We start from the raw sequence: 23490 nt of genomic DNA, 5'->3' as shown, positions 1-23490 counted from the left end.
GAGACGCAGCGGCGCGGCTCGGTGGGGACGTCCGGCTCCCAGGTTCCAGCGGAGCCGAATTCACCCACTTCCGATGGATGATCAAGTGAAAGTCAACCCTCTAATTCTTGCGTCAGCAGCGCTGTGGGCCACTGCGGCCCATGCGCAGAGCAGCGTGACACTATACGGTCTTCTCGATGCCGGCGTGACATATACGAACAATCAACATGTCAGCGGCACGACAGGTCACAGCAACGTGCAGGCGACCAGCGGCAATCTCAATTCCGACAGATGGGGGCTGCGCGGCAGCGAAGACCTCGGGTCCGGCATGCATGCCATTTTCACGTTGGAGAACGGTTTCAGCATCACCAACGGAAAATTGGGCCAGGGTGGCCGCATGTTCGGCCGCCAGGCCTGGGTGGGTCTCGCGACAGACCAGTACGGCACGGTGACGCTAGGGCGCCAATACGATTCGGTAGTCGACTATCTTGGACCCATGAGCCTGACGGGCACGCAGTATGGCGGCACCCAGTTCGCTCACCCATTTGACAACGATAACCTCGATAACTCGTTTCGCGTCGACAACGCGATCAAGTATGCGAGCGCCAACTATAGTGGTCTGAAGTTCGGCGGCGTCTATGGCTTCTCGAACCAGGCAGGCGCCTTTGCGAACAACCGTCTGTACAGTCTGGGCGCGTCATACAACACCGGTCCGCTGAACGTCGCGGCGGCCTACATGGAGATCAATCAGCCCGGCGTGAATAGTGCCGGCGCCCTGGACGGCACCAGCAGTTCCGCCGACGCACCGTTCACCGCGCAACGTCAGCGCGTCTGGGGCGCAGGCGCGAACTATTCGTTTGGCGCCGCAACAGTCGGACTCGTATGGACTCAGACCAAGCTCGACAGCGCGACCACTATCAGCACCGGCTCGCCATCGAGCCCCACGAAATTCGGTAGCGCAAGCGGCCTTAGCTTCAACAACTATGAACTCAACGCACGCTACGACTTGACGCCGGCGTGGCGTATCTCCGGCGCCTATACATTTACCGATGGCCGCCTGAGCAACGCGACAACGAGCGCCAAACCCAAGTGGAACCAGATTAGCCTGCTGAGCGACTATGCGCTCTCCAAGCGGACGGATCTCTATCTCGAAGGCGTGTATCAACGTGTCAACGGCGCGAGCGGTACCGTGTTGAACGGCGCGTTGATCAACGGCATCGGCGCGCAGTCGGCGACGAACACGCAAGTTGCGGTGACCGCAGGCATCCGCACCCGCTTCTAACTCCCGGCCCTGACAAGACGCGGCCTTCCCGCCGCGCTTCCTCACGATTTTTCATGATCGAAAACGCACATGAGCCAGAGAAAATTAGTCATCCTGTCGAGTCTGATTGCAACGCTATCCGCATGCGGTGGCAACGGCTCGTCGACGCCCGCCGCGACACCAGCGGCTACACCTGTCCCCGCTTCGGTGACCGCCGCCCAGTCGGGCTACAAGATTTCAGTTTTTGCCAAGGCGCCCGGCACGCTTTTGCCCGACGATCTCGTCCAGCACGGCAGCAACATCTTCGCCATTGCGCAGGACAACAATAACAATCCGGACGGAACAGCCGTCGCCGGTACGTCGCCGCAGAGCCAGGTGATCGAGTACGATCTGAACGGCAATGTCGTCAAGACGTTCAACATACCGGGGCACCCGGACGGCATCATGGAATTCGATTCGCACACGGTGTGGGTCAGCACCAATGAAGACGCGAACCCGCTTCTGATCGTAATCGATACCACGGCCAATACCCAGACAACGCTCGCGCCCGACGTGACGCCGGCACATGGTGGCGGACTCGACGATATGAAGAAGCTCAATGGGGTGGTGTATGTGTCCGCATCGCATCCCACATTGGGAGCCGCTACTGTAACGGCGCCTAAGGGCGTGAGTTCGGTACCGTCGGCTTACACCGTCACCCTGAATCCGGACAATAAGACGTTTCATCTGACGCCAGCTCTGATGGGCAATGCGACGGCGACGAACCTTGCGACGAACACGCAGGTCACGCTTAACATGACCGATCCGGATTCGATGGCGATCGACCCGGCCGGCAACGTGGTGGTCGATAGTCAGGCTGACGCCGAACTCGTGTTCCTGAAGAACCCAGGTGTGAGTCAGTCGGTGAGCGTGTTGCCGCTTACGTTGTCCGGCAACGCTGCACCGGTGGATGACACGCGTTGGGCGCCTTCAGGCAGTTCGTTCATGTTGCTGTCGGACAATAAAACTCAGTTGATCTATCGTATCGATGCAAGCGCTGGCTTTACGGCCGGAACGGCGTACGCCTCCGGCCAGGGCACGCTGTTGCAGCTCAACACTTCGACGGGGGCAGTGACACCGGTCTATACGGGGATGGGTTCCCCGCACGGAATGATCTTTGTAGGCCAGTAGTCGGCCCGCTGCTGTCCATTCGGCGCACGCCATGCAGTGCGCTGGATGGGCGGCCGACTCGGACCTCGCGTCGTAGCGGACGAACGCCAGCTTTCGCTCGAAGCGGACCGTCGAAGGTCTATAAAACGCAGCATTTCAATCGGGCTGCCCCCGCATCGAACCCTTCGACGACCGCTCCTCCCGCCATCTCCGCATCAACGGCCCCACAGATTGCGAGCGGGACACAGCAACGGTAAGCGGCGCGCAATTTTATTGATCGGCGCGGTCATATGGACAACAACGACGAACTTGCGATGGCGCTCATTGTGCGTGGGATCGAGCGGTTGGCTTGCGCCGGCATTCATCTCGACCAGGGTTAACCCACTCGGAACTGTGCGGCAAAGTGCATACAGTTCTTGCATGCGAGCTTGCTTCAGACGCGGGGGCATCGCCGCCTAGCGACGTCTTGCGGTGTTTCCTCAGTTCCACGAACTCAAAGGAGATGACAGATGGAAATCCGCGATCCTTCCCCCGGCCTCTACAACGACGATCTCGCGCCCGCCAGGGTGCGCAACTGGGGTGCCTTCAGCATCTTCAACGTCTGGACCTCGGACGTGCACAGCCTCTGGGGCTACTACCTCGCCGCCAGCCTGTTCCTGCTGTGCGGTAGCTTTACCAACTTCCTGCTGGCGATCGGGCTCGGCTCGCTGGTGATTTTCGCGCTGATGAACCTGATCGGCTACGCCGGCGAGAAGACCGGCGTGCCTTACCCGGTGCTGGCGCGCGCCTCCTTCGGCGTGTGGGGCGCCAACCTGGCGGCGCTGGTGCGCGCCGTGGTGGCCTGCTTCTGGTACGGCGCGCAGACCGCAGCGGCTTCGGGCGCGATGGTCGCGCTGCTAATCCGCAGCGACAGCCTGATGGCGTTCCACAAAGGCACGCACTTCCTCGGCCACTCGGGGCTGGAGGTGATCTGCTACGCGATCATCTGGGCGCTGCAGTTGCTCATCATCCAGAAGGGCATGGAAACGGTGCGCAAATTCCAGGACTTGGCCGGTCCGGCGGTGTGGGTCGCGATGCTGATCCTGGCGATCGGCCTGTGCGTCAAGGCCGGCGGCTTCTCGTTCGACCATGGCATTCCGATGAACGTGCTGCTCGAGAAGACCAGCGACGCCGGCGTCAGCGGCGAGCCCGGCTCGTTCTGGGCGCTGATGGCAGTGGGCGCGACCTGGATCACCTACTTCGCGGCGCTGTACCTGAACTTCTGCGACTTCTCGCGCTACGCAAAGAACCGCAACGCAGTGAAGAAAGGAAATCTGTGGGGCCTGCCGGTCAACCTGATCGCGTTCTCGCTGGTCGCCGGCGTCACCACCATCGCCGCCTTCAAGGTGTACGGCGAAGTGCTGCTGCACCCCGAGCAGATCTCGGCCAAGTTCGACAGCTGGGTGCTGGCTCTCATCGCGGCGCTGACCTTCGCAGTCGCCACACTGGGCATTAACGTGGTGGCCAATTTTGTCTCGGCCTCGTTCGACATCTCCAACGTGTTCCCCAAACAGATCAGCTTCAAGAAGGGCGGCTACATCGCCGCGGCCATCGCGCTGGTGCTCTACCCGTTCGCGCCTTGGGAAGGCAACGCCGCACACTTCGTCAACGCCATCGGCGCCACGATGGGCCCGCTGCTGGGGATCATCCTGGTGGACTACTATCTGGTGGCCAAGGGCAACGTCAACGTCGCGGCGCTCTACCAGGAGCGCGGCGAGTACCGCTACGAAGGCGGCTGGAACGTCAACGCACTGGCCGCGGCGGCGGTCGGCAGCGTGTTTTCGACCTTCCTGCCTAACTTCACCAACCTGCTGCCGGTCTGGTGGAATACCTATGGGTGGTTCTTCGGCGTGATGATCGGCGGCGGCATGTACCTGATCATGGCAACGCTGCGGCCGCGTACCGCGATCGCGCCGACCCGCGCTTGAGGGTTTTCCTGGGGAGCGGGTGGAGGTGACTCCCGGCCTCTAGCGCGTGGGACCGGCACGGCAACAATGCCGATGGTTGGCCGTCGGCGGTCATGCTAGGATTTCTCGCAAACAACTCCGGAGACTGCTATGCCGTTCATCTGCGAAAACGTTGAATGTCGCGCCGTGCTGGCCCGCGGGCAGGTCAGATCCATTCGCGAGAACGAGGGGTGGTGCTTCTACTGCCCAGACTGCAAAGTGAGGAACGCGTTGAACGATATCGGCGTGCCGGGCGGTCCCATTGAGTTGATTCAGCCGGAGCGATCTGATCTCCCGCACAAAGTGATTGCAACTGCTCGGCCATTGGAGGACGGCAGGTACGCGGCGCAATTGCGCGTACAAAGGGCACTCGGTACGAAGGGGACTTACGCGGCCGAAGAACATTGGGAACAGCTCGGTGTGTTCCTTAACGCGCACGAGGCCGTCGCGCATGCGAAGTCTATTGCGGCAGACTGGCTGGATCGGAAGGCATAGTCCCGAGTGGAACGCTGGATTCAGCCGTGCGCACCGTGCGCGGATCTTTACGGCCACCCGCGACCGTAGAGACTCACGAATCTTCGACGGGAGCGAGCTTGACAAATAGTCTGGCTGCTTCGTTGCCATGGGACAAAGCGCGCACTGCAAGGGAGAGCGCTAGCTGCGCATCGTGGGCAACTGCGCTACGGTCCTGATCGAAGAGCTTGACGGCGTGGCGCATATGCTGCGCCGCTTGCTCGTGAAGCTCCGCTGCCATTGCGTGATGTTTTGCCGCGTTTTCGCTGATTGCGCCAGAGCCGGTCGATGCAGGCGTGATCGGCGGCGTATTGGCGCTGTGTGCACCAGCGTCGTGTGCCTGATCGATCGCGTGCAACGCGTGGCCGTGGGCCATCATCGCCTGGTGTGCGGCGTGGGCATAGTCTTGACCGGCCTCGAAATACCGCGATGCCGCGCGGTGATATCGCGCTGCCTGCTCGTGATGTGACGCCGCGGCCTCAAGATGTCCTTTTTTGCTGTGCTTCGTGTTCATACCGGCTCCTGTAAGACTGTAGAACCGACTCCAATGACGACCGATTCGGAGACGCAGTGGCGGGTCGGAAACCACTGGCTCCGAATTTACACGCACTTGCGCCCTCGATGACGTTTTCGTCGCGCGGAAATTCAGCATCGAGTTCGGCCGGCTCCTCGACCGGGAGTTCATTCTCCGTATCTGCCTGGGAGGAAATGCCCGTCGCCGATGGTCTTGCTCAAATGAAGCAGTAAGCAGATGCGAGCTTCCTCCAATCGGCTCAAACGGGTCGACTCCGGTCCTCGGGTCTGTTCACATATCAAACGCGCCTGCGAACGCCCGAAACGGGCTGCAGTGCGGCGTCGTTCGTCGGAGCGTGAAATACGTTGCTGCTAACGACCGCTTCCCGCGCTGGTTACCGCAATGTTCAATTGACCGCCCGCAACGTCCTGGAGGCGGGTCATCGCTTCATCCATTTCGCGGAATTGCTCGATGACCGAGCGCGCGAAAAGCTCAGGTGCCGGGCAACCGTTTTGAAGATATTGAGTTGCCGCAGGGTAGCGCTTTTCATAGTCGAAATTCGTTGAAGGCCTCCGGCGTATACAGGATGTCTGATGCAAACCATAAAATGTTTTAACTGTCACTGATCGCTGTTCTCGCGCAGCATGCTCCCAGATTCCGTGAAGACACAACGACTTTTACAAGACCGTTTTGCGTGCCCCCGCCGGTCTTTTGTTGTTGGTGCGATCCCCATCTGACCGACCCTTAGCGCTTCATTGCCGACGCACAGGCAAACGATGAAGTGATTCGATTACGTCAGTCGACGCGCCGCTCGGGCGCGATGAATTCTAAAAACGGAGATGGAGACATGGGACATTCCAACGTGGCCGAGCCGGGCAGCACAGCACTACGGCCGCGAGAACACGATGTTCATGATCTTTCTCGGCGAAGGCATCGCGTTGCTCGGGCTGATGCAGTTCGGCCACAATCCGTACGCATTCATGTTCTTTGCAGCGGCCGTGTTCCTGTGCTGGGGCAAGATTTTCTCGATCTTCCCGGCGACCTGCGCGGACACGTTCGGCAGCAAATACGCGGCGGCCAATGCGGGGACGCTTTACACCGCAAAGGGCACCGCGTCCATGCTCGTGCCGATTGCTTCGGTGTTGTCGGCGAATGGCTCGTGGAACACGGTGTTCATCTGTGCGGCGGTCGTGTCGATTACAGCGGCGGTGTCCGCGAAATTCATTCTCGCGCCGATGAGACGGCGGTGGATCGACCGAACGGTCGAGGCCGGCGCGCTCGCCAAGGGATATCTCTGATTACCGGAAATGGACATGTGTGCGCCATGACGGCGTTGAAGCGCCAATAGCCGATCGAAATATCTGGGTGGTCGGATTGGGTTAGCACATGGCGACCACGGAAATATCCCGTCTTGATTGGATAAGGCCCCCGCCGGCCGGAGGCGGTCCGCGTAGCAGCACATAGGGAAGGTGGCGAGCAACCCGAATCGGCTGATTCTGCGCGTGATTCTCATCGGATCGAAATGGAGGTTTTGGGTGTGATATCTATTTTTATTATTAGTTAGCATAATTAATTAATATTGGAGGAGATGATGAGAATAAGGAATCTGAAACCGCGTCATGCGGCGGCTTCGCTATGCCTGCTTGCAGCTGGCAGCGTGACCTGTTCGGGAGGAGCATTCGCTCAGGCAAAAGCGGCGGATGACGACAAACAACAGATCCAGTTGTTGAAACAGCAAATGGAAGCGCTCAATAAGAAGCTCGATGCGCTGATAACAAAGCAAGCCCAGACAGCGAACAGTCAGCAGGCGGTCAGCCCCGCTGTCGCAAGCACAAACGCAGGTACAGGTTCAGGTTCAAGCGCAAACACGGGTACAACCTCAGGCGCGCAAAAAACATCGGATGCCGACGCCTCCGGGTGGGGCGCCGGCATGCCGCCCAAGCTTAAGTCGTTGCTGGCTGCGCTGGGGGATATGGAGTTCTACGGCAATCTCGATCTTTCCGTGGACTATGCGACCAAGGGCCTCAAAGACTCGTATGTCACGCCGGGCGGGACTGTCGTCTCGCCTAGAGGGCATATGGGCTGGCAGCCCGACGTCTCATCCAATCTTTCCTATGTCGGCGTTCGCGGCAAGCGGCCATTCGGTTCCGACGCCAGCCTGGCCTTCGTCTATCAACTGGAAACCCAACTGGACATCTCGGCAACCTCAGGGTCTTCCAATTCGAACTCCGCTCAGGATTCAACCGTCAAGGGCGCCCTGACGTCGCGCAACAGCTTCATCGGCGTCGCATCGCCCACCTGGGGCGCGTTGAAGATCGGCAAGACCGATGCGCCCTACAAAACGTCGACCGCACGCATGAATCCGTTTTCCGGCATGCTCGGCGATTACTCCGTCATCATGGGTAACACGGGCGGCGACAATCGCGTCGAATTCGGTACGCGGCTGGACCATGCGATCTGGTATGAGTCGCCCAGTTTCCATGGCTGGTCTCTCAACGCACTGGTTTCGCCCGGGCAAAACCGCGGTTACGAAAATTCGGTGCAGGCTTCGGGTGAGTCGAGTTGCACGGGCGGCAATGTCCCTGGTAGTGGGGGAAGTCCAATTGCGTGTAACGACGGCAGCTACGGGTCGGCCTACAGCGCGAACCTCGCCTATAGCAACGGCCCCCTGTACTTTACGACAGCCTATGAGATACACCTCGGCGTAAATCGCTCAAGCGATGTCACGAACACGCCTGCGGCGCTGGCTTCGCCCGATGGGACGGACCCCAACGATATCGGCAACGAATGGGCATTCAAGGTCGGTGCGCAATATAAATTCCCCACTCTGACCACGGTGAGCGCCATTTATGAAGTGATGCGCAGAAAGATTCCGGCCTACCTGCAAACACAGAACGAGCGGAGCCGTAATGGCTTCTGGCTCGCCCTGACGCAGGAAATCACCCCCAAGGACAGCGTGAGCGTCGGTTGGGCGCACGCCAATCGCACGCCGGGTGACCCGGGGCAACACAACACGGCTCCCGCCGACCCGAACGCTATCGGTATCCCGAATCCTTCCAACGGCGCCAATATGGTCACTGCGATGTACAAGCATGCGATCGACAAACATGCAACTGTGTATGCCGACTATGCCCTGGTCATCAATCAGGCGGCAGCGCACTATGCGCTGGGCGCAGGCGGGCGAAGCGTCACCGTCGATTGTCATGACGGCAGCTCGATCTCCCAGGGTGCGCCGTTTTGCTACGCGGGCGGCAGAGAAATGGGTTTCTCCGTCGGGCTGAATTACAAGTTCTGAAAGCGCTGTCAACCTGGCGGAGGCGGAGACGTAAGCAGTCGGGGGCGTGTCCAGGGTACTCAGGATTCGGCTTCCATCGCTGCAGCGTCGCCGCGCTGCCTCTCACCTCACTGTCACACGCCGCGCGACATGGAGCGCTTTCCCGAGATTACCGAGGAACTGACGGCACTCTAAATATGAATATGCGGCCCGGAGCCTCCCGGGCCGCGAAACCTCACTCGCGCCGCTTCTTCTTCAACTCAATAGTCTCAAACAGCTCATAGGTCTGAGTCGGCGTTTGATCCGCACCCGGCGCGTGATAGTAGTTCATCGTAATCGTCGTCTCGCCACCCGGATGCCCCGGATCATGATCGAATACCGCGATTCCGTAGCCGGTACCGGTATCCCGCTGCGCCGACCAGATCGCATCTTCAACAGCATCCGCACTAGTCCGCACAAACGTGCCCGCGGTCGTTCCAGTAACCGGACGATTAGGCCGCGTGAAAATGCGTGCCTGCGGCAGCCCAGTACCGAGATCCGTCCCATAGATATCCAGCGGCGCACTCGTCCCCCCGCCGCCGAGAATCAAATGAATCGTCCCATGGCTCGTATCGAACGACGACGCCCCCGCCGCTGCCGACATCACCGGCCGCGGCTGCAACGTATCGACCACGCGCCCCGTGGCAATATCGGTGCCCTTGTTGTGATTGCAGCCGCGCACGGGATAGCTACGCTCGTAGTCGTGGTCATGGCCGCACAGCACCAGATCGACGCCGTAGCGGTCGAACAGCGGCAGCCAGGCTTCGCGGATGCCCTTATCAGACCCGTTGCCGGTCTTCGATGAACTCAGCGCGTCCTGATGCATCTGCACGACGATCCAGTCGGTTTCGTCGTCTTCCGCCGCCCGGCGCAATGTCTTCTCGAGCCAGCGCGTCTGCTCGCCGCCGCTATATCCACGGACATAAAGCGAAGTGCCCGGCTGAATGGGCGGATTGCCGGTGCTCGCGACCGGTACCAGCGGATTCGGCCCCGCGACGAATGCAGCCGCGTCCTGATACACAACGTCATCCGCATCGAGCGAGATGAACAGCACCGAGCTGACGCGGAAGCTGTACCAGCGGCCCTGAAAGCGCGTGTGATTCTCGGGCAGCGTGTAGCGCGCGAGATACGACGCGAGGCCCTGTTCGCCATTGTGGAATTCGAGCTCATGATTGCCCGGACACGGCATCCACGGCCTGTTCGACGCCGAGGTCTGGCAGTTGTTGCCGAAATCACGCCACACTTCCGGCTGGTGCGTCGGGTTCAGATTGGCGTAGCAGAGGTCGCCATTGAGCAGGTGGAACAACGGCTGAAAACGCTCGACGGCCTGAACCGCAAAGCGACTCTGCGGCGACGACAGGACCCAGCCGGTATTGGGCGTCGCGAGATCGCCATAGCTCGTCCAGCGGAATGGCGCGCGGCCTCGCGGCGCAGTGCGGAAGCTCGCGGTGAAAGGCTGAGCGGCGTTGGTGTCGTTCTCGGCAGTCACCTCATACTCGTAGCGCGTATCGGCCTGCAGTCCATGCAGACGCGCGTGATAGGTGAACACGACCTCGCCGTTGATGCCATCGGTATACGTGCTTTGCACACCATGTACCGTCATTTTGCCCTCGCCGGCGCGGGCCACTCGCACCTGCGGGTTGACCGCGGGCGCCAACGATGCCCACGACACGATGACCTCGTGCGTCGGATCGTTACCCCATGTCAGGTGGATCTGCTCCGGCGTGCCGTCGGGTGCGCTGTTCGCGGCCCGCACCGCCGATGAAAGACTGCCCGCGGCCGTAGCGAGGCTGGACGCGCCGGCCAACTTCAAAAACCCACGGCGCGAGACGGTGGCGGCCTGATCGGTCGGCGAAGTGTTAGCGTTTTTCTTGTTCGACATATTTGTGTGTCTATGCGGTAGGGGAAGGACGCCAACGCGTACGATGGACACACGGTGCTAGGCAAGCAGCGAGTGAGCGCTGGACCAGGGCGTGACGGATGTGACCCGTTATCCTAGTCGGGCTGCTATGACAGCGCGATGAAATGGGCGGATGTGGCAAGTGGCAACATTGACGGTCTTCGTCTGATCGCGATTCCTGTAGGTCGCGTGTACCGTATAGCGGCCGGGACTCAGCTTGACCAGCATGAACGGGCCTTGCGAATCGGCGCTCGAAGGCGACGCAAACGATGTTGTTAGCACTCGCCCTTTTTAGCGTGTCCCGGGGGGCAGTGATCATGATCGCCATGATGGCGGTTATGATCTTCCCACTCGTTCCGTTCCAAGTAGCGGTGACCGTCCCAATACCGGTCGCCGTGCCACCCCTGCTGAATAACGACGGGTGCTGCGACTACAAGAGCCGGCATGCCGATATTGACGTCTACATTGACGGCGTGGGCCGCGCCGGATAGGCCAATTCCAAGGCTCGCGACCAACGATGCAAAGAGGGGATACTTCATAACGTACTCCGAAATAAAATTCGATGAATGCACTTGGCCTGTCCCCAGAATAACTATGCACGGCAGATAATTCGCCGGTCTTCCCTCAACGGGCAATAGCGCGGTGTCGTTGACTGAATCGCCTCAGGCAGCGTGTTATTTGACAGAGGTTAACGTTGCGTTTGGCGCGGAGTCACTCACGCAAGGTGGCTGGGTTGTTGAGCCTGTCCGCCTTGGGCAGCGGTTGGACATTCACGTCGAGTTGTCGGCCCTTTGGTTTCGCCCGAGGGTATCCCCCAGTCGACAGTGCCCAATTGCGAACTGAGAGTGGCTGCTTTGCGACATCTGTGCGAGTCACTTCGCCAGACTGCATAGCAACTGAAAAGACGGCCGAAATATGCCGTAATCCTTGAATTGCTTTGCGCGGCGCCGCAGTAACCTTCCGTCATGTGGCGCCAGTCGGGCAATGCCGACCAAGTCCAGGCATTTCACCTGTCAATTTGATAGGTAGCAATTCACGAAAATTGACCTAGAGTATTCATCAGACGTAAAGAAAAAAGGTCGTCGGCGAGCAAACAAGACCATTTCCGGGGGGCAAGCGTGATTACTTTAATTGACCAGGACATCGCACACATCGCCCGCGTCATGCGGCCATCGTTGATCGGGGATTTCGGTGGTCCGATTCTGCCCGTCGCATACTGGCGAAAACGCCTCCAACACCTTCTCGACGTCGAGCACCTGACGAAGGCCCAGTTTCGCGCAGTGGATCGCCTGCTGCTGGAACTGGACGATTTTGACGTCACCCCGGCTTCCGCTCCCCAACAAACAACCGGTGAGGAAATTTCACGGACGTTCTCATTCGCGGAAGTGCTGCGGTAAACGCGGTCGCCCCCATTGACGGCTAGCCCCAACGCGAGTCGTTTCACACTGCAATGTATTTCCTGGGTATGCGGGAGAATCGACGTTAAGGCAGTGTGAGCGCGAGACGAGGCGTTCGCAATGACGCTGCGACCTTTAGATCGCAGCCTTTATGGACTTTCCGTCCGCGCTCTCGTCACTGTTCTGGAAGCTCGACCGTCGATTGAATTCCGTTCGCACAAATCGCCGCTATAAACTCGGCGACAGTCACCTGATAGCGGACTTCTCGACGAACGCCCGGCGTTCTGCGGTCGATATCGGTCAGCACAACAACGTTACCGTCTATCGATGCCTCCAGACGCAATGTGCGGATCTCGCGTTTGGATGTAGCGTCCGTCTCGGACAAGAGCGTCATCGTGCCTGTCGCACCGCGGCTTGGCATGGTCAACTCCTTCAGTTTTCTGGGCCGACGCAGCGCCAGTGACACGCGATACGAATTTCAGCGAAATCGCTGTTTTTGCGAGTATGCGAATTGCACCGGAGCATCATACGAAGTCGAAATGCGATCGTCAATATGAATGCGAACGATTCGCATCTGTATTACCAAACCGTAATCTTCTGCTTTTACTGCTGCCAGTGTGATCCCGTGAGGACCTGCAAGCTTTGAACAAGCTGCTGATCGGCGAGCACACGCAGGAAACTCTCGAATGCGACCTGAAGTTCGAGCAGGGTTCGCAGATGACAGCGAAGGACGCGATCGCTTACTGCGAGTCTGTACAGGACTATGTGTCAAATGGCTGCAGGCGCACTACGATTGCGGTTACGCGATCGTTCGGAATGCTAAGGCATGACGAAATGCTCGCCGCCCGTCAGCAGATACGTCTCCCGATCTCGACCCGCTCAGGCTCCTTTCCAGGTGAACCGTGCCAACTGTTAAAGAAGGTTAGCCATTCGTCAGCAATTGCAACGGGAGTAACAGTCCTCACGAATCGACGACTTCGCGTGCACGGCCCGGTAAAGTTGCACCCGCCTGCCGCATGGTGCGGCGAGGAACGTGACGGGCCGCGCCGATACGGCCGGTACCAACAATGTCCTTAGGGAGAAAAACATGAACACGATTCGTACGATGCTGCTCGGTGCCGCGCTGACGGCGTTCGCCACCTCGGCCGCTTTTGCGCAGTCCGCCCAGACGGGCGCACAGGGTTCGGCCGGCCTCGGCGCGAACGTCCAGACGCCGGTTCTCGGTGTCGGTGCGCAGGCAGGCGCCGACGCGAACGCCGCGGGTTCGGGTGCCGGCGCGGGCAGCCTCGTCGGCGGCGCGGTGAACGGCGTCGGCAAGGCCGTCGGCGGCGGCGGCGATGCGGCCGGCAACGTGGTCGGCGGCGCGACGAACACGGTGGGTTCTGCGGCCGAAGCGGCGAACGGCACCGCAAAGTCGGCAGTCCATTCGGCGAAGCAGCACGCGAAGCACGTCGCGGGCGCGGCGAAGAAGCACGCGGAAGGCGTGATGTCGACGGCGGGCGACGTCGGCGGCGGCGCGAAGGCGAAGGCCGGCGAAGCACTCGACGGCACGGCTGCGGCTGTGCAGGGCGGCGCGTCGGTCGGCGTGAAAGGTTCGGCCTCGGAGAAAGGCTCTGCGATGTAAGCAGTTGTGATCCTGCCGGCGCGGCGCACGACTCGAACGAGCCGTCGCGCTGGCGCCCGCCGGACAACGGCCCGGTTCGCTTCGATGCGGACCGGGCCGTTTCATATGTGTATCCGGCGCAGCTCGCGCGCGATGCCGAATGCAGGTCATCTGCTATGTGACGGCGCTGTGCTGATCTCAACCTCGCGTGGCAAACGCAAGGCGCGATTCTAGCTGCTCGCCGATGACAGCTCGATGCGCTTGCGCTGCAGGAACCGGCGCACGGAAGGATCGCGCTCGAGTCCGATCGCGAGATCGTACGCGACGAGCGCTTCGGCCGTCGCGCCGGCACGCGCGAGCAGATCGGCGCGCGCGGCCCAGTACGGCTGGTAGTCGGCCAGCCGCGGATCGTCCGCATACGGCTCGAGCGCGTCGAGCGCCGCCTGCGGGCCGTCCCGTTCCGCCAGCGCGAGCGCGCGGTTCACCGCGACCACCGGCGACGCTGCAATCGCGAGCAGCGCATCGTAAAGCTGCACGATCTCGTCCCAGTTCGGGCGATGCGTCCGGCAGCGGTGCACGTGCGCCGCCTGCAGCGCGGCCTCGAGCTGAAACCGTCCGATTGCGTTGAATGTGTTCGCGCGCAGCAGCAGTGCGTTGGCGGCGTCGATCATCGGCGCGTCCCATGTCGCCGGGTCTTGAGCCGACAGCGGCACGTAGTCGCCGGCCGCATTGCGTCGCGCATCGCACCGTGCCTGCGCATACAACATCAGCGCGAGCAGACCAAGCGTCTCTGGCTCCTCGGGCAGCAACTCGACGAGTAGTTGTGCAAGAAACAGCGCCTCGCCGGCGAGATCGCGCCGCCCGGTATCGCCGCCGACCGGGTCGGTCCACCCTTCCGCATACGCCGCATAGACCGCTTCCAGCACTGCAGCGAGCCGGCCGGGCAACTCCTCGCGCTCGGGCACGCTGAACGGAATGCCCGCTTCGCGGATCTTGTTCTTCGCCCGCACGAGGCGCTTGCTCATCGCGGCGGGCGACATCAGGAACGCGGAGGCAATCGTCTTCGCTTCGAGCCCCAGCACCACCTGCAGCATCAGCGGCGTGCGAATCGCGGCCTCGAGCGCAGGGTGCGTGCACGCGAACAGCAACGCAAGCCGCCGGTCGGGCAACGCGCCTGCTTCACGCTCGTCGATCTCGTCGGCGAGGATCGTGAGCTGGTTCGCCACTTCGTCGCCGACACGGCGATGGCGCGCGCCGTCGATCGCCCGGCGGCGCGCAACCGTCATCAGCCACGCTTCGGGATTCACGGGGCAGCCGCGCTCCGGCCAGTCCGAGAGCGCGGCCGAAAACGCGTCGGCCAGCGCGTCCTCGGCTGCGGCGACGTCGCGCGTGCGCATCGCCAGCAGCGCGACGAGCTTGCCGTAACTGCGACGGGCGACCGCCTCGGCAATCGAACGCGCGGCGCCGTCAGCGTCACGGCCGCAGCCGGACGCGCTCATGCAGCAGATGGCGCTTCGTAGGGGGCGGTCCAGACCGGGCGCACTTCCATGATGCCGTGCCCCGCGCCGGGACAACGCGATGCCCACGCGATCGCCGCGTCCAGGTTGGGCACGTCGATCAGGTAGTAGCCGCCGAGCTGCTCCTTCGAATCGGAATACGGTCCGTCGAGCACCTGCGGCTTGCCGTCGACGAGCCGAACCGTGGTAGCTGTGCTCGTGTGCTGCAGCCGGTTGGCGCCCACCAGCACCTCCGCTTTTTTCAACGATTCGGTGTACGCCTGATACGCGGCAACCCCTTGCTGCCGCTCGCTGTCCGTCATCTGGTTCCAGCGGTTTTCTTCCGAATAGATCATCAACAGGTATTGCATATGAGCCTCCGTCATGGGGTTGAGGCGGGTGAATTACATCGGGCCGCCATCACAATGACGCGCGGACCGCATGCTGACGGACAGGCGGCGTCGAAAAAATCGCGGACGGCGCACCTGCGTTATTCGTTTGCCTCCGGCGAGGACCCTGCGCGCGGTCACTTCGGGCGAGCCTGCCATCCCCGCGCGGCCGCCGAGACCCGCGCTGCGCCGGAAGCCGGCAGCCGTCGTTCGGTTCGCGAACGGAACCATTTTGATTTCGGTATGGCAACCAACAGGGCTGACCACGGCTGGATGATCGACGAGGACGTTTCATGTGGTACTACGATGATCGATCACAGTGGAATTGGCGTCGAGGACTTTCGTTGTTCCACCACGTTCTACGCCGCCGCTTTTGGCGCGCCTGGCATGCGCCGCGTAATGCGAATGCCGTTCGACTCGCGACAGTCAACGTCAGCGTCGTTCCAGATTCGCACGGAATCGCGACAACTAGCCTATTTCGACTTGCTAACTCGTACTCGTCAAAGCGACGATAAAGTCAAGAAATACCCTTGTCTTGGCCGGCATGTGGTGCCGGGATGGATGGTACGCATAGAGCGGGAAGCGCTCATCCGGCCAGTCCGGGAACAGGTTGACGAGCCGTCCCTCGCGGATCAGGTGCTCGGCTCCGAGCAGAAGCATCTGCGCGACGCCGGAGCCAGCCAGACACGCGTTGAGGAGTGCGCTCGGATCATTCACCGTAAGCCGTCCGTTCGTTTCGACAACAAGCTTTTTGCGCTTGCGATGAAACTCCCACGGATACGGCTTTCCGGTTTCCGGGTTCCGGAATTCGAGACATCTGTGCACCCCGCGACCCAGCTCTTGAGGCTCCGCCGGCCGCCCCCGGCGAGCGAGGTACAAGGGCGATGCGACAGTGACAATCGCGGTGTCAAGGAGCTTTCGCGCAATCAGACTGGATGAGCGAGGTTCGCCAAATCGCAAGGCCAGATCGAAGCCGTCCATGATGAGGTCGCCGAGCTGATCTCGCGCAATGAACTCGAGTTCAAGTTCAGGATGCACATCCATGAATTCGTCGAGCTTCGGGCCCAAAATGATTCGCGAAAAAACCGGGTCAAGATTGATTCGCAGCTTCCCGCGCACTGTCGCGGCGCCTCCTGTCGCGGCTGCGGCCGCTTCCTCCATTCCCCTTAAGTGCGGCATGACCTGCTCGTAGAACCGTCGGCCCTCTTCAGTAAGGGAAACGGCGCGGGTCGTCCGATTGAAGAGCCGTATTTTCAGCCGCCTTTCGAGTCGAGCGATTGCCCGGCTAACCCCGGGTGGCGACATCCCCATCACTTCGGAGGCGGCTGCGAATGTCCCCGCATCGACGACGGCAGCAAATACGCTGATACCGCTAGAGAGATTCTCGCTGGGCGATCTCATAGGCGCTGCGTCCTGGTCATTTAATGGTCGGAAGACGTTCAGTCGAACGCCAACATAGCACGCAGGACGACTCCGACTCGCAGCCGCGATCGAAGGTCACGCCGCCACTCCCGAACACTCGATTCAGTACCGTGCCAAGGCCGTTATTGGCTGGCCCTGCACAGTACGTCAAATACCGCACTACGACTCATTAGTAACTGTCAGTCATTTTACAAGTGTCATTCGTGTCATTTAGTTTCTCATCGCGTTTACCCATAATGCATCCCAACAGTACGTTTCAACCTCAACGATCCAAAGGAGCATTGCCATGAGTACCCGTCATCTCGCACTTGCCATCGCGGCCGCCATCGCCTTCCCTGTCGCTGGATACGCTCAGGAATCCAGTTCGACTGTCACTCGTGCGCAGGTGCGCGCAGAGCTCCTACAACTGGAAAGCGTGGGCTACCGGCCCGGCCGCGCCAATGATCCGCATTACCCCGCCGACATTCAGGCAGCCGAAGCGGCTGTGGCCTCGCAGAACGGCGCCGAGTCGAACGTCGGCAGCAGCGTGGGCGGTGCGCGCAGTGGTTCGTCCGCTTCGGGCAACCGCGTCACCGGCGGGCCGGCCCCCGCGAACGCACCGTTCGACTCGCTTTACGCACATCGCTGATTGGCACGTCACACCAATTATTGTTCATTCCAATTTCCAGGGAGTAGGAGATGACCGTTCAACTTACCCGCCGCGACCTGTTGAAGCGAGCATCCGGCCTCCTGGCCGTCGCCGCAGTCGGCGGATTGACTAGCATCGAAACCGGGGCCGCGGAGGTACATCGGGAGCGTAATCGCGTTCTGGTCCGCCATCCTGCCTTTGCCGCGATCGACCTTTCCCTGCGACAGGCCGTCGACTACGGCACCGTAGCCGGAGTGGTGGCGATGGGTGCCACGCAGCGCGGGCTCATCTACAGGGCGCATTTGGCCATTCCAATCCCCAGACCGGTACGGTGATGACGTCCGACACTGTGTTCTGGCTGCTATCGATGACCAAGGCGATCACTGCAACGGCCTGTATGCAACTCATCGAGCAGGGCAGGCTTCGGCTCGACCAGCCCGCAGGCGAGATCCTTCCGGAACTGAAGTCGCCGCAAGTGCTGGACGGCTTCGATGCATCCGGACAGCCCAAACTGCGTCCTGCACGAAACACGATTACCGTGCGTCATCTGCTGACTCACACGTCCGGCTTCACGTACAGCATTTGGAGCGAAAACATGAGACGGTACGAAAAGGTGACCGGCATGCCGGATATTGGCTACTCGATGAACGGCGCGTTCAAGGCGCCGCTGGAGTTCGAACCTGGCGAGCGCTGGCAGTACGGCATCGGGATGGACTGGGTGGGCAAGCTTGTTGAGGCAGTGACCGATCAGTCCCTGGAGGTCTACTTCCGGGAGCACATTTTCACGCCGCTCGGCATGAGCAATTCGGGATTTCTGATCAGCGGCGCGCAGAAGCGGCGAGTGGCAACAATGCACAACCGGCAACCCGACGGATCGCTCAAGCCCGCTCCGTTCGAAATTAATCAGCGGCCCGAGTTCTTTATGGGTGGCGGCGGTGCATTCAGCACGCCGCGCGACTACATGGCGCTCCTGCAGATGCTTGTGAACGGTGGGATGTACCGTGGCGAGCGGGTCCTGCGCGCCGACACCGTTGCGACGATGTTCCAGAATCAGATCGGAGATATTAAGGTAACCGAAATGAAAACGGCGCAGCCGGCGTGGTCGAACAGCTTCGACCAGTTTCCCGGAATGCCTCACAAGTGGGGGTTCTCCTTCGACATAAACACGCAGCCGGGTCCTCATGGCCGCAGCGCGGGCAGCATCAGCTGGGCGGGATTGCTGAACAGCTATTTCTGGGTCGATCCGGTCAGGAAGGTTGCCGGCACGCTGTTCACGCAGATCCTGCCGTTCTACGACCCTCGTGTGGTGGATCTGTACGGACAGTTCGAGCAGGGGCTTTATCACGGCTTGCAGCATGTCTGAGCGCCGATCAGCGATCAGAACACATCTATCTACGCAAGGAGAAACTGCAATGTATGCAATCACAGGGATAACAGGAAAGGTCGGCGGTGCGGTAGCGCGCACGTTGCTCGCAGCGGGCCAGCCGGTACGCGCGGTTGTACGCGATGTCGCTCGGGCACGTTCGTGGGCTGAGCGCGGGTGTGAAGTGATGACAGCCGACATGGACGACGCGGCGTCCCTTACCGCCGCTTTCGAGGGCACGCAAGGCGTCTTTATTCTGCCGCCGTCCGAGTTCGATCCGTCGCCGGGCTTTCCCGAGGCACGTGCTGTCATTGACGCCGTACGCGGAGCGCTTCAGTCTGCGGCACCTGGCAAGGTTGTCTGCCTGTCGACGATCGGCGCGCAGGCCACTGAGATCAATCTGCTCACCCAACGTACGCTGATGGAGCAGGCGCTTCGCGATTTGCCGATGCCCGTGACATTCCTGCGTCCCGGCTGGTTCATGGAAAACGCCGCATGGGACGTTGCGCCGGCTCGGGACAAAGGGATGATCCCCAGCTTTCTGCAGCCGCTCAACAAGGCTGTGCCGATGGTCGCGACCGCGGACGTTGGTCGCGTTGCCGCACAACTGCTTCAGCAGACCTGGCGCGGCGTGCGTGTCGTCGAGCTGGAGGGGCCGCAACGTGTGAGCCCGAACGATCTGGCCGAGGCATTTGCCCAGATGCTCAGTCGTCCGGTTCGTGCGGAGGTGGTGGCGCGCGAAACATGGGGCGCGCTGTTCCGGTCCCAAGGTATGAAGGAACCGTTGCCGCGTATGCGCATGCTCGACGGGTTCAATGAAGGCTGGATCGCCTTCGAAGGCGAGGAAGCCGACATCGTCAAGGGCGAAGTGGAACTTGAAACCGTTCTGCGAGGCCTCGTCTCGCAGGCGGGCTAAGGCGGGCGCACCCGGCGACGCGTACAGGATGTCGCGTCGCCGGGTGCTTTCCGCTCATCGTTCATCAAGGGATTCATATCAAGGGATTCGCTATGGAATACAGCACACTCGGCAGGTCAGGGCTGCGCATTTCCCGTCTTTGTCTTGGCGCCATGACCTTTGGTGCCGGTACCGGAATCTGGGGCGAAATTGCCGGCCTTGACCGTGCCCAGGCCACACGGCTTGTCGCGATGGCCGTCGAGCGCGGTATCAACCTGATCGATACGGCTGACGCCTATTCGCAAGGGCACTCTGAAACGGTCGTCGGTCAGGCGTTGGCTGACCTTGCACTCGACGAATCGCGCATGCTGGTCGCGACCAAAGTTCGGCTGCGCACAGGAGTCGGCCACAACGACGTCGGGCTCGGCCGCTCGCACATCATGCGGTCGGTCGAAACGAGTCTTCGGCGTATCGGCCGGGATCATATCGACCTATTTCAGTTGCACGACCGCGATGAACTTGTTCCGCTGGAAGAAACGCTTCGTGCCCTCGACGACCTTGTGAGGCAGGGCAAGGTGCGGCACCTCGGGGTCTGCAACTTCAGCGCGGGCGACCTGGAGCGTGCACAGGGAATTACGTCCCGCACGCACTGGGCTCGCTTTGTCAGCAATCAGGTTCACTATGCGCTGACGAGCCGCGACGTCGAGCATGAGATCGCGCCCGTGGGAAAAGCGAATGATGTCGCGCTTCTGGTGTGGAGTCCGCTCGCGGGCGGGTACCTGAGCGGTAAGTACACGCAGGGAAGCAGCGGCGAAACTGGGCGTCGAACCAGGCTGAATTTTCCGCCGATCGATCCCGCGAAGGCGGATCCTATCGTACGTGTATTGCGCGACATCGCTACGGAATTGAACGCGTCGCCGGCGCAGGTGGCACTGGCCTGGATTCTGGAGCGCCGTGAAGTTTGTTCCGTCATTGTAGGCGCGCGCACGCCCGACCAACTGACCGCTAACCTCGACGCCCAGCAAATCGCATTGAACGCAGCGCAGACCGAACGTCTGAATCAGGTTTCGCAGCCGAACCTGCCATATCCGCACTGGATGCAGCAGTTCCACGACAAGGATCGAGTAATGGTCTGATTGCTTGACCCGTGATAATCCAGTCACTCGACTAAAGACGACGCATCAGGACGTGGCCTACTACTGCGTAAGCGCGACGCTGCGCGACTGGTTTAGAGAAATGCGACTGGTCAGAACGGGCGGTGTGCTAGCAATCGCAACAAGCAGCGGCTGAGCAAAAGCTGGTTTGAACTCGATGCGCGCCGAAGCATAGGCGTGTCGCATCGGGCGAGGCGATACCTCTATGCAGCGGCGTGTCAGCCCCACGTTACAGATCATCGGCCGAAAGCGTTATCCGTTCGCCGCTGCCTGGTACCGCTCTCTGCGCTACCGCGTGCAGGAGTCGGCGTTTGCCGAGCTCAAAGGCGAGCATCAATTGTTTCGGGGTCTCGTTCGCAGCGCCGAGTTTTTCGCAGACCACTTCAGCAGGCAGCGCAAAGGCACTGTATCCCCAGCCGAAGCCATACGCCGAAAACCACACAGCCGCGTCCGCGGAAAGAATGGGTGCCGTGAGGTTGGTACCGGGTTGATCCATGGCAATCACCGTCCTGTCCGATAAGGGAGAGCATGAATTTTCGCACAGTCAGCGACTGGCGGGGCGCCTCGGCGACAGGCAGCAACCGGCCGTGAAGAGACAAGTGCTTTGATGCGCTGCCAGAACACTGCCAATTTATGCGGTTCGCGGGCGCGCAGCGCGAGCATGGCGTCGTAGTGGACGCGCGATTCCTGGACGTGAGGCAGTTGCGATACGAGGAGGCCAAAATTCATGATATTTCTCCGAGCGTTTGGCTTAACGCGGTTCGCGGAAAGCCAGCAGACATGGAGGTCGGACGGACTATGCGCGCAATGACGAACGTCTACTCGCTTCCCTCAGGCAAAAGGTAAAGGTGAGCGGCATATGGGGTAACTGTCACTGTCCGGCATGGCGGCTCCTTATCGGCGTTGATGCGCACGTGCTTGTTCACACGCCCTCTTACGCCAGTCATTCGAAAGGGCGCGAATGGACGCAGCCGCGAGTTGAGGCTCGCGACGCGGTGCTCCGCGGACACGCGCGTTTTCTGCGTCCGGATGGCGCTAATCAAGGTACGCGGAAAGCGTTGCAACGACGCGCACCGTCTGCGTGCTGGCAAGACGGCGGCTGGAAATAGGGAGCGCGGACGTCCTGCCCGTCAGGCAGCAAAACTGTTCGAAAATCGACAACATCGATTGTCCAAGGCACTAGTCCTCCGTTGACGTTCTTTATATTTTAGGTGGCCTTCAAATCCAGCGGCAAGTAAAAAGCCTGTAAAGAAAGTCTTCTTGCCAGCGTGTCCCTATCGGACCGCAAATACCCCGAACGTCAGGAACCGATTGACCCAGTGAGTTTATGATTAATCAGTTCGCCTTTATGCAGTAGTCCTGTCTACTTCGCGTCAGGCAGCGCGAGAAAGGGACGTCGAAAAAACCCTAGCCTTCCTTTTCGGCTTGCTCATCGTCACCTTCGGCGTTTTCGGCATCGTCGCGCCCTCTGGCTTCGTCTGGGTCGCCGAACGCTCCGTCACTTCCAGCGTGTTCTATCTCGCCGCCATGGTCCGAGTCGCCTTTGGTCTCATCCTTATTTCGGTGGCATCGTCTTCCCGCACCCCAAGGACGCTCCGCGTTTTGGGTTACATCATCCTGATCGTCGGGATCACGACCGCTCTGGCGGGTTTGGTGGCAATCGAGGGCGCTCACGCCATTATCGAGTCGTGGTCGCGGCAGGGATCCGGCGTCATCCGTCTTTCTGTGATTCCGCTGCCGATCCTCTGCGGCTTTGCTGCATACGCCTGCGCTCCCACTCGACGCGCTGCCTGAAGGGGCATGCCAAGTTCGTTTTTCCGCAACGTGCTGCTCGAGGAGAGCATGCAGGATTGACGATGCAGGGGGATTATTTTTATCTTGAAACCGTCGATTAGTTAGACGATTGGTTGCAGTAAATGATCTGATGAAAGGCGATATGAAGCGCTTTCCACGCTTCGTCGAATTCATACCTCTGCCATCAGGATTACGGATTTACCTGGCGCGTACGTCAATTTATATTAATAATACCAAATGCGCGTAAATGTTATTTGCTTCGTCTAAGTTGGCGCCATCCGTTGATAAAAATCAAGATCTGCCTTTTCCGCGCACAGATGGGGCAGAGCTCTTCCGTTTTCCCTCTTTTCGGAAAACCGTCGGACGCGTGCCGTGGACGATTCTTCAAATTATTACTTATCATCACCAGCCGCCGCCACGTTACACGGGTGAAACGTTTATAATTCCTCTGCCAAAAACGCCAGTAACTAATGCCGAGCGCGCGCCGAAACTCTGTCGATCCAGTAGGAATTGGATGGGCAGGTATGGCGCTGGGTAAGCGTTTCCTCCATGCGACACGAGTTGGCGATCGAGTCGGGTTGTCAGGAGTGAAGAATGACGGATTTGGCCAAGCTGTCAGGCGTCCTCAATTTCCTGATGGCATGTGTTGAACGAATGTCTGTTTGTCACATATAGGGTGCGCTGGACTGCCAGTGCGATCCTTACCAAGTATTGCTGCCGCGCCGTCTGCATGTC

At 60.4% G+C, this 23490-nt stretch carries 23 protein-coding genes and 2 pseudogenes; 15 read left to right on the top strand and 10 right to left on the bottom strand.

The features are described 5' to 3' along the window. Positions 1 to 85: 85 nt before the first annotated feature. A complete protein-coding gene (locus tag WN982_RS21900) occupies positions 86 to 1261 on the top strand; it encodes a porin (protein WP_341317789.1) in 1176 nt (391 codons plus the stop codon). Between the two features lie 69 nt (positions 1262 to 1330). Continuing rightward, a complete protein-coding gene (locus WN982_RS21895) occupies positions 1331 to 2410 on the top strand; it encodes a hypothetical protein (protein ID WP_341317788.1) in 1080 nt (359 codons plus the stop codon). Positions 2411 to 2604: 194 nt separating this feature from the next. Here the strand turns inward: WN982_RS21895 and WN982_RS21890 are convergent, their stop codons facing one another. Then, positions 2605 to 2811 (bottom strand): hypothetical protein, encoded by a 207-nt coding sequence (locus WN982_RS21890; protein WP_341317787.1) that lies wholly within the window; start codon positions 2809 to 2811, stop codon positions 2605 to 2607. Between the two features lie 87 nt (positions 2812 to 2898). Between WN982_RS21890 and WN982_RS21885 the strand changes: the two genes are divergently transcribed. Further along, positions 2899 to 4356 (top strand): NCS1 family nucleobase:cation symporter-1, encoded by a 1458-nt coding sequence (locus tag WN982_RS21885; RefSeq protein WP_341317786.1) that lies wholly within the window; start codon positions 2899 to 2901, stop codon positions 4354 to 4356. Between the two features lie 129 nt (positions 4357 to 4485). After that, positions 4486 to 4869, top strand: coding sequence for a hypothetical protein (locus WN982_RS21880; protein ID WP_341317785.1), 384 nt, complete (start codon positions 4486 to 4488; stop codon positions 4867 to 4869). Between the two features lie 73 nt (positions 4870 to 4942). Here WN982_RS21880 and WN982_RS21875 read toward each other — a convergent pair whose 3' ends face one another. Both WN982_RS21875 and WN982_RS21870 read right to left on the bottom strand, forming a co-directional pair. Continuing rightward, on the bottom strand, positions 4943 to 5401 hold the full coding sequence (locus WN982_RS21875; RefSeq protein ID WP_341317784.1) for a hypothetical protein: 459 nt from the start codon (positions 5399 to 5401) through the stop codon (positions 4943 to 4945). Between the two features lie 371 nt (positions 5402 to 5772). Beyond that, complete coding sequence (locus tag WN982_RS21870; protein ID WP_341319600.1) at positions 5773 to 6024, bottom strand: hypothetical protein; 252 nt, start codon at positions 6022 to 6024, stop codon at positions 5773 to 5775. A 267-nt stretch (positions 6025 to 6291) separates the two neighbouring features. Between WN982_RS21870 and WN982_RS21865 the strand changes: the two are divergent. Next, positions 6292 to 6699 (top strand): annotated as a pseudogene (locus tag WN982_RS21865) (oxalate/formate MFS antiporter); the annotation flags it as partial. A 293-nt stretch (positions 6700 to 6992) separates the two neighbouring features. After that, a complete protein-coding gene (locus tag WN982_RS21860; protein ID WP_341317783.1) occupies positions 6993 to 8696 on the top strand; it encodes a porin in 1704 nt (567 codons plus the stop codon). A 214-nt stretch (positions 8697 to 8910) separates the two neighbouring features. Here the strand turns inward: WN982_RS21860 and WN982_RS21855 are convergent, their stop codons facing one another. Together WN982_RS21855 and WN982_RS21850 are read right to left on the bottom strand one after the other, a co-directional pair. Continuing rightward, complete coding sequence (locus tag WN982_RS21855) at positions 8911 to 10596, bottom strand: metallophosphoesterase family protein (RefSeq protein ID WP_341317782.1); 1686 nt, start codon at positions 10594 to 10596, stop codon at positions 8911 to 8913. 293 nt (positions 10597 to 10889) lie between these two features. Continuing rightward, complete coding sequence (locus tag WN982_RS21850) at positions 10890 to 11153, bottom strand: hypothetical protein (RefSeq protein WP_341317781.1); 264 nt, start codon at positions 11151 to 11153, stop codon at positions 10890 to 10892. Positions 11154 to 11732: 579 nt separating this feature from the next. On the opposite strand from WN982_RS21850, the gene WN982_RS21845 reads away from it, so the two are divergent. After that, positions 11733 to 12011 carry a hypothetical protein gene (locus WN982_RS21845; RefSeq protein WP_341317780.1) on the top strand — a complete coding sequence of 93 codons (279 nt, stop codon included), beginning with the start codon at positions 11733 to 11735 and terminating at the stop codon, positions 12009 to 12011. Between the two features lie 175 nt (positions 12012 to 12186). Here the strand turns inward: WN982_RS21845 and WN982_RS21840 are convergent, their stop codons facing one another. Beyond that, the gene (locus WN982_RS21840) at positions 12187 to 12432 is read right to left on the bottom strand and encodes a hypothetical protein (protein WP_341317779.1); all 246 of its coding nucleotides are present in this window, start codon (positions 12430 to 12432) and stop codon (positions 12187 to 12189) included. A gap of 209 nt (positions 12433 to 12641) precedes the next feature. Here WN982_RS21840 and WN982_RS21835 point away from each other — a divergent pair. Next, a pseudogene (locus WN982_RS21835) lies at positions 12642 to 12782 on the top strand (bacterioferritin); the annotation flags it as partial. Positions 12783 to 13098: 316 nt separating this feature from the next. Further along, the gene (locus WN982_RS21830; RefSeq protein ID WP_341317778.1) at positions 13099 to 13635 is read left to right on the top strand and encodes a hypothetical protein; all 537 of its coding nucleotides are present in this window, start codon (positions 13099 to 13101) and stop codon (positions 13633 to 13635) included. 209 nt (positions 13636 to 13844) lie between these two features. Here WN982_RS21830 and WN982_RS21825 read toward each other — a convergent pair whose 3' ends face one another. The 3 genes from WN982_RS21825 to WN982_RS21815 form a co-directional block, all read right to left on the bottom strand. Continuing rightward, positions 13845 to 15113 carry a DUF6596 domain-containing protein gene (locus tag WN982_RS21825; protein WP_341317777.1) on the bottom strand — a complete coding sequence of 423 codons (1269 nt, stop codon included), beginning with the start codon at positions 15111 to 15113 and terminating at the stop codon, positions 13845 to 13847. Continuing rightward, complete coding sequence (locus WN982_RS21820) at positions 15110 to 15481, bottom strand: YciI family protein (RefSeq protein WP_341317776.1); 372 nt, start codon at positions 15479 to 15481, stop codon at positions 15110 to 15112. The genes WN982_RS21825 and WN982_RS21820 overlap by 4 nt, the downstream gene beginning before the upstream one ends. A 504-nt stretch (positions 15482 to 15985) precedes the next feature. Further along, a complete protein-coding gene (locus tag WN982_RS21815; protein ID WP_341317775.1) occupies positions 15986 to 16900 on the bottom strand; it encodes a LysR substrate-binding domain-containing protein in 915 nt (304 codons plus the stop codon). Between the two features lie 307 nt (positions 16901 to 17207). Between WN982_RS21815 and WN982_RS21810 the strand changes: the two genes are divergently transcribed. The 5 genes from WN982_RS21810 (at position 17208) to WN982_RS21790 (ending at position 20943) form a co-directional block, all read left to right on the top strand. Then, positions 17208 to 17549, top strand: coding sequence for a DUF4148 domain-containing protein (locus WN982_RS21810; protein ID WP_341317774.1), 342 nt, complete (start codon positions 17208 to 17210; stop codon positions 17547 to 17549). Positions 17550 to 17599: 50 nt separating this feature from the next. Next, on the top strand, positions 17600 to 17884 hold the full coding sequence (locus WN982_RS21805) for a twin-arginine translocation signal domain-containing protein (RefSeq protein WP_341317773.1): 285 nt from the start codon (positions 17600 to 17602) through the stop codon (positions 17882 to 17884). Then, positions 17884 to 18912 (top strand): serine hydrolase domain-containing protein, encoded by a 1029-nt coding sequence (locus WN982_RS21800; RefSeq protein WP_341317772.1) that lies wholly within the window; start codon positions 17884 to 17886, stop codon positions 18910 to 18912. Before WN982_RS21805 ends, WN982_RS21800 begins: the two co-directional genes overlap by 1 nt. 49 nt (positions 18913 to 18961) lie before the next feature. Beyond that, a complete protein-coding gene (locus tag WN982_RS21795) occupies positions 18962 to 19828 on the top strand; it encodes an NmrA family NAD(P)-binding protein (protein ID WP_341317771.1) in 867 nt (288 codons plus the stop codon). Between the two features lie 92 nt (positions 19829 to 19920). Beyond that, on the top strand, positions 19921 to 20943 hold the full coding sequence (locus WN982_RS21790) for an aldo/keto reductase (protein WP_341317770.1): 1023 nt from the start codon (positions 19921 to 19923) through the stop codon (positions 20941 to 20943). Between the two features lie 247 nt (positions 20944 to 21190). Here the strand turns inward: WN982_RS21790 and WN982_RS21785 are convergent, their stop codons facing one another. Then, complete coding sequence (locus WN982_RS21785; RefSeq protein ID WP_341317769.1) at positions 21191 to 21457, bottom strand: hypothetical protein; 267 nt, start codon at positions 21455 to 21457, stop codon at positions 21191 to 21193. A gap of 929 nt (positions 21458 to 22386) precedes the next feature. Between WN982_RS21785 and WN982_RS21780 the strand changes: the two genes are divergently transcribed. Further along, positions 22387 to 22755: a hypothetical protein gene (locus WN982_RS21780; RefSeq protein WP_341317768.1), complete on the top strand. Its 369-nt coding sequence runs from the start codon at positions 22387 to 22389 to the stop codon at positions 22753 to 22755. Positions 22756 to 23490 lie beyond the last annotated feature (735 nt).

It is taken from the genome of Paraburkholderia sp. IMGN_8, assembly GCF_038050405.1.
Taxonomy (GTDB): Bacteria; Pseudomonadota; Gammaproteobacteria; order Burkholderiales; family Burkholderiaceae; genus Paraburkholderia.
The sequence above is the reverse complement of the archived record's forward strand: the minus strand, read 5'-3'. Positions and strand labels throughout refer to the sequence as shown.

Excerpts from the sequence above, each read along its gene's own strand:
- WN982_RS21800 (WP_341317772.1), top strand. The coding sequence starts at position 17,884 with ATGACGTCCGACACTGTGTTCTGGCTGCTATCGATGACCAAGGCGATC.
- WN982_RS21890 (WP_341317787.1), bottom strand. The coding sequence starts at position 2,811 with ATGCAAGAACTGTATGCACTTTGCCGCACAGTTCCGAGTGGGTTAACC.
- WN982_RS21810 (WP_341317774.1), top strand. The coding sequence starts at position 17,208 with ATGAGTACCCGTCATCTCGCACTTGCCATCGCGGCCGCCATCGCCTTC.
- WN982_RS21830 (WP_341317778.1), top strand. The coding sequence starts at position 13,099 with ATGAACACGATTCGTACGATGCTGCTCGGTGCCGCGCTGACGGCGTTC.
- WN982_RS21815 (WP_341317775.1), bottom strand. The coding sequence starts at position 16,900 with ATGAGATCGCCCAGCGAGAATCTCTCTAGCGGTATCAGCGTATTTGCT.
- WN982_RS21790 (WP_341317770.1), top strand. The coding sequence starts at position 19,921 with ATGGAATACAGCACACTCGGCAGGTCAGGGCTGCGCATTTCCCGTCTT.
- WN982_RS21850 (WP_341317781.1), bottom strand. The coding sequence starts at position 11,153 with ATGAAGTATCCCCTCTTTGCATCGTTGGTCGCGAGCCTTGGAATTGGC.
- WN982_RS21880 (WP_341317785.1), top strand. The coding sequence starts at position 4,486 with ATGCCGTTCATCTGCGAAAACGTTGAATGTCGCGCCGTGCTGGCCCGC.
- WN982_RS21885 (WP_341317786.1), top strand. The coding sequence starts at position 2,899 with ATGGAAATCCGCGATCCTTCCCCCGGCCTCTACAACGACGATCTCGCG.
- WN982_RS21860 (WP_341317783.1), top strand. The coding sequence starts at position 6,993 with ATGAGAATAAGGAATCTGAAACCGCGTCATGCGGCGGCTTCGCTATGC.
- WN982_RS21820 (WP_341317776.1), bottom strand. The coding sequence starts at position 15,481 with ATGCAATACCTGTTGATGATCTATTCGGAAGAAAACCGCTGGAACCAG.
- WN982_RS21785 (WP_341317769.1), bottom strand. The coding sequence starts at position 21,457 with ATGGATCAACCCGGTACCAACCTCACGGCACCCATTCTTTCCGCGGAC.
- WN982_RS21840 (WP_341317779.1), bottom strand. The coding sequence starts at position 12,432 with ATGCCAAGCCGCGGTGCGACAGGCACGATGACGCTCTTGTCCGAGACG.
- WN982_RS21795 (WP_341317771.1), top strand. The coding sequence starts at position 18,962 with ATGTATGCAATCACAGGGATAACAGGAAAGGTCGGCGGTGCGGTAGCG.
- WN982_RS21805 (WP_341317773.1), top strand. The coding sequence starts at position 17,600 with ATGACCGTTCAACTTACCCGCCGCGACCTGTTGAAGCGAGCATCCGGC.
- WN982_RS21825 (WP_341317777.1), bottom strand. The coding sequence starts at position 15,113 with ATGAGCGCGTCCGGCTGCGGCCGTGACGCTGACGGCGCCGCGCGTTCG.
- WN982_RS21895 (WP_341317788.1), top strand. The coding sequence starts at position 1,331 with ATGAGCCAGAGAAAATTAGTCATCCTGTCGAGTCTGATTGCAACGCTA.
- WN982_RS21875 (WP_341317784.1), bottom strand. The coding sequence starts at position 5,401 with ATGAACACGAAGCACAGCAAAAAAGGACATCTTGAGGCCGCGGCGTCA.
- WN982_RS21855 (WP_341317782.1), bottom strand. The coding sequence starts at position 10,596 with ATGTCGAACAAGAAAAACGCTAACACTTCGCCGACCGATCAGGCCGCC.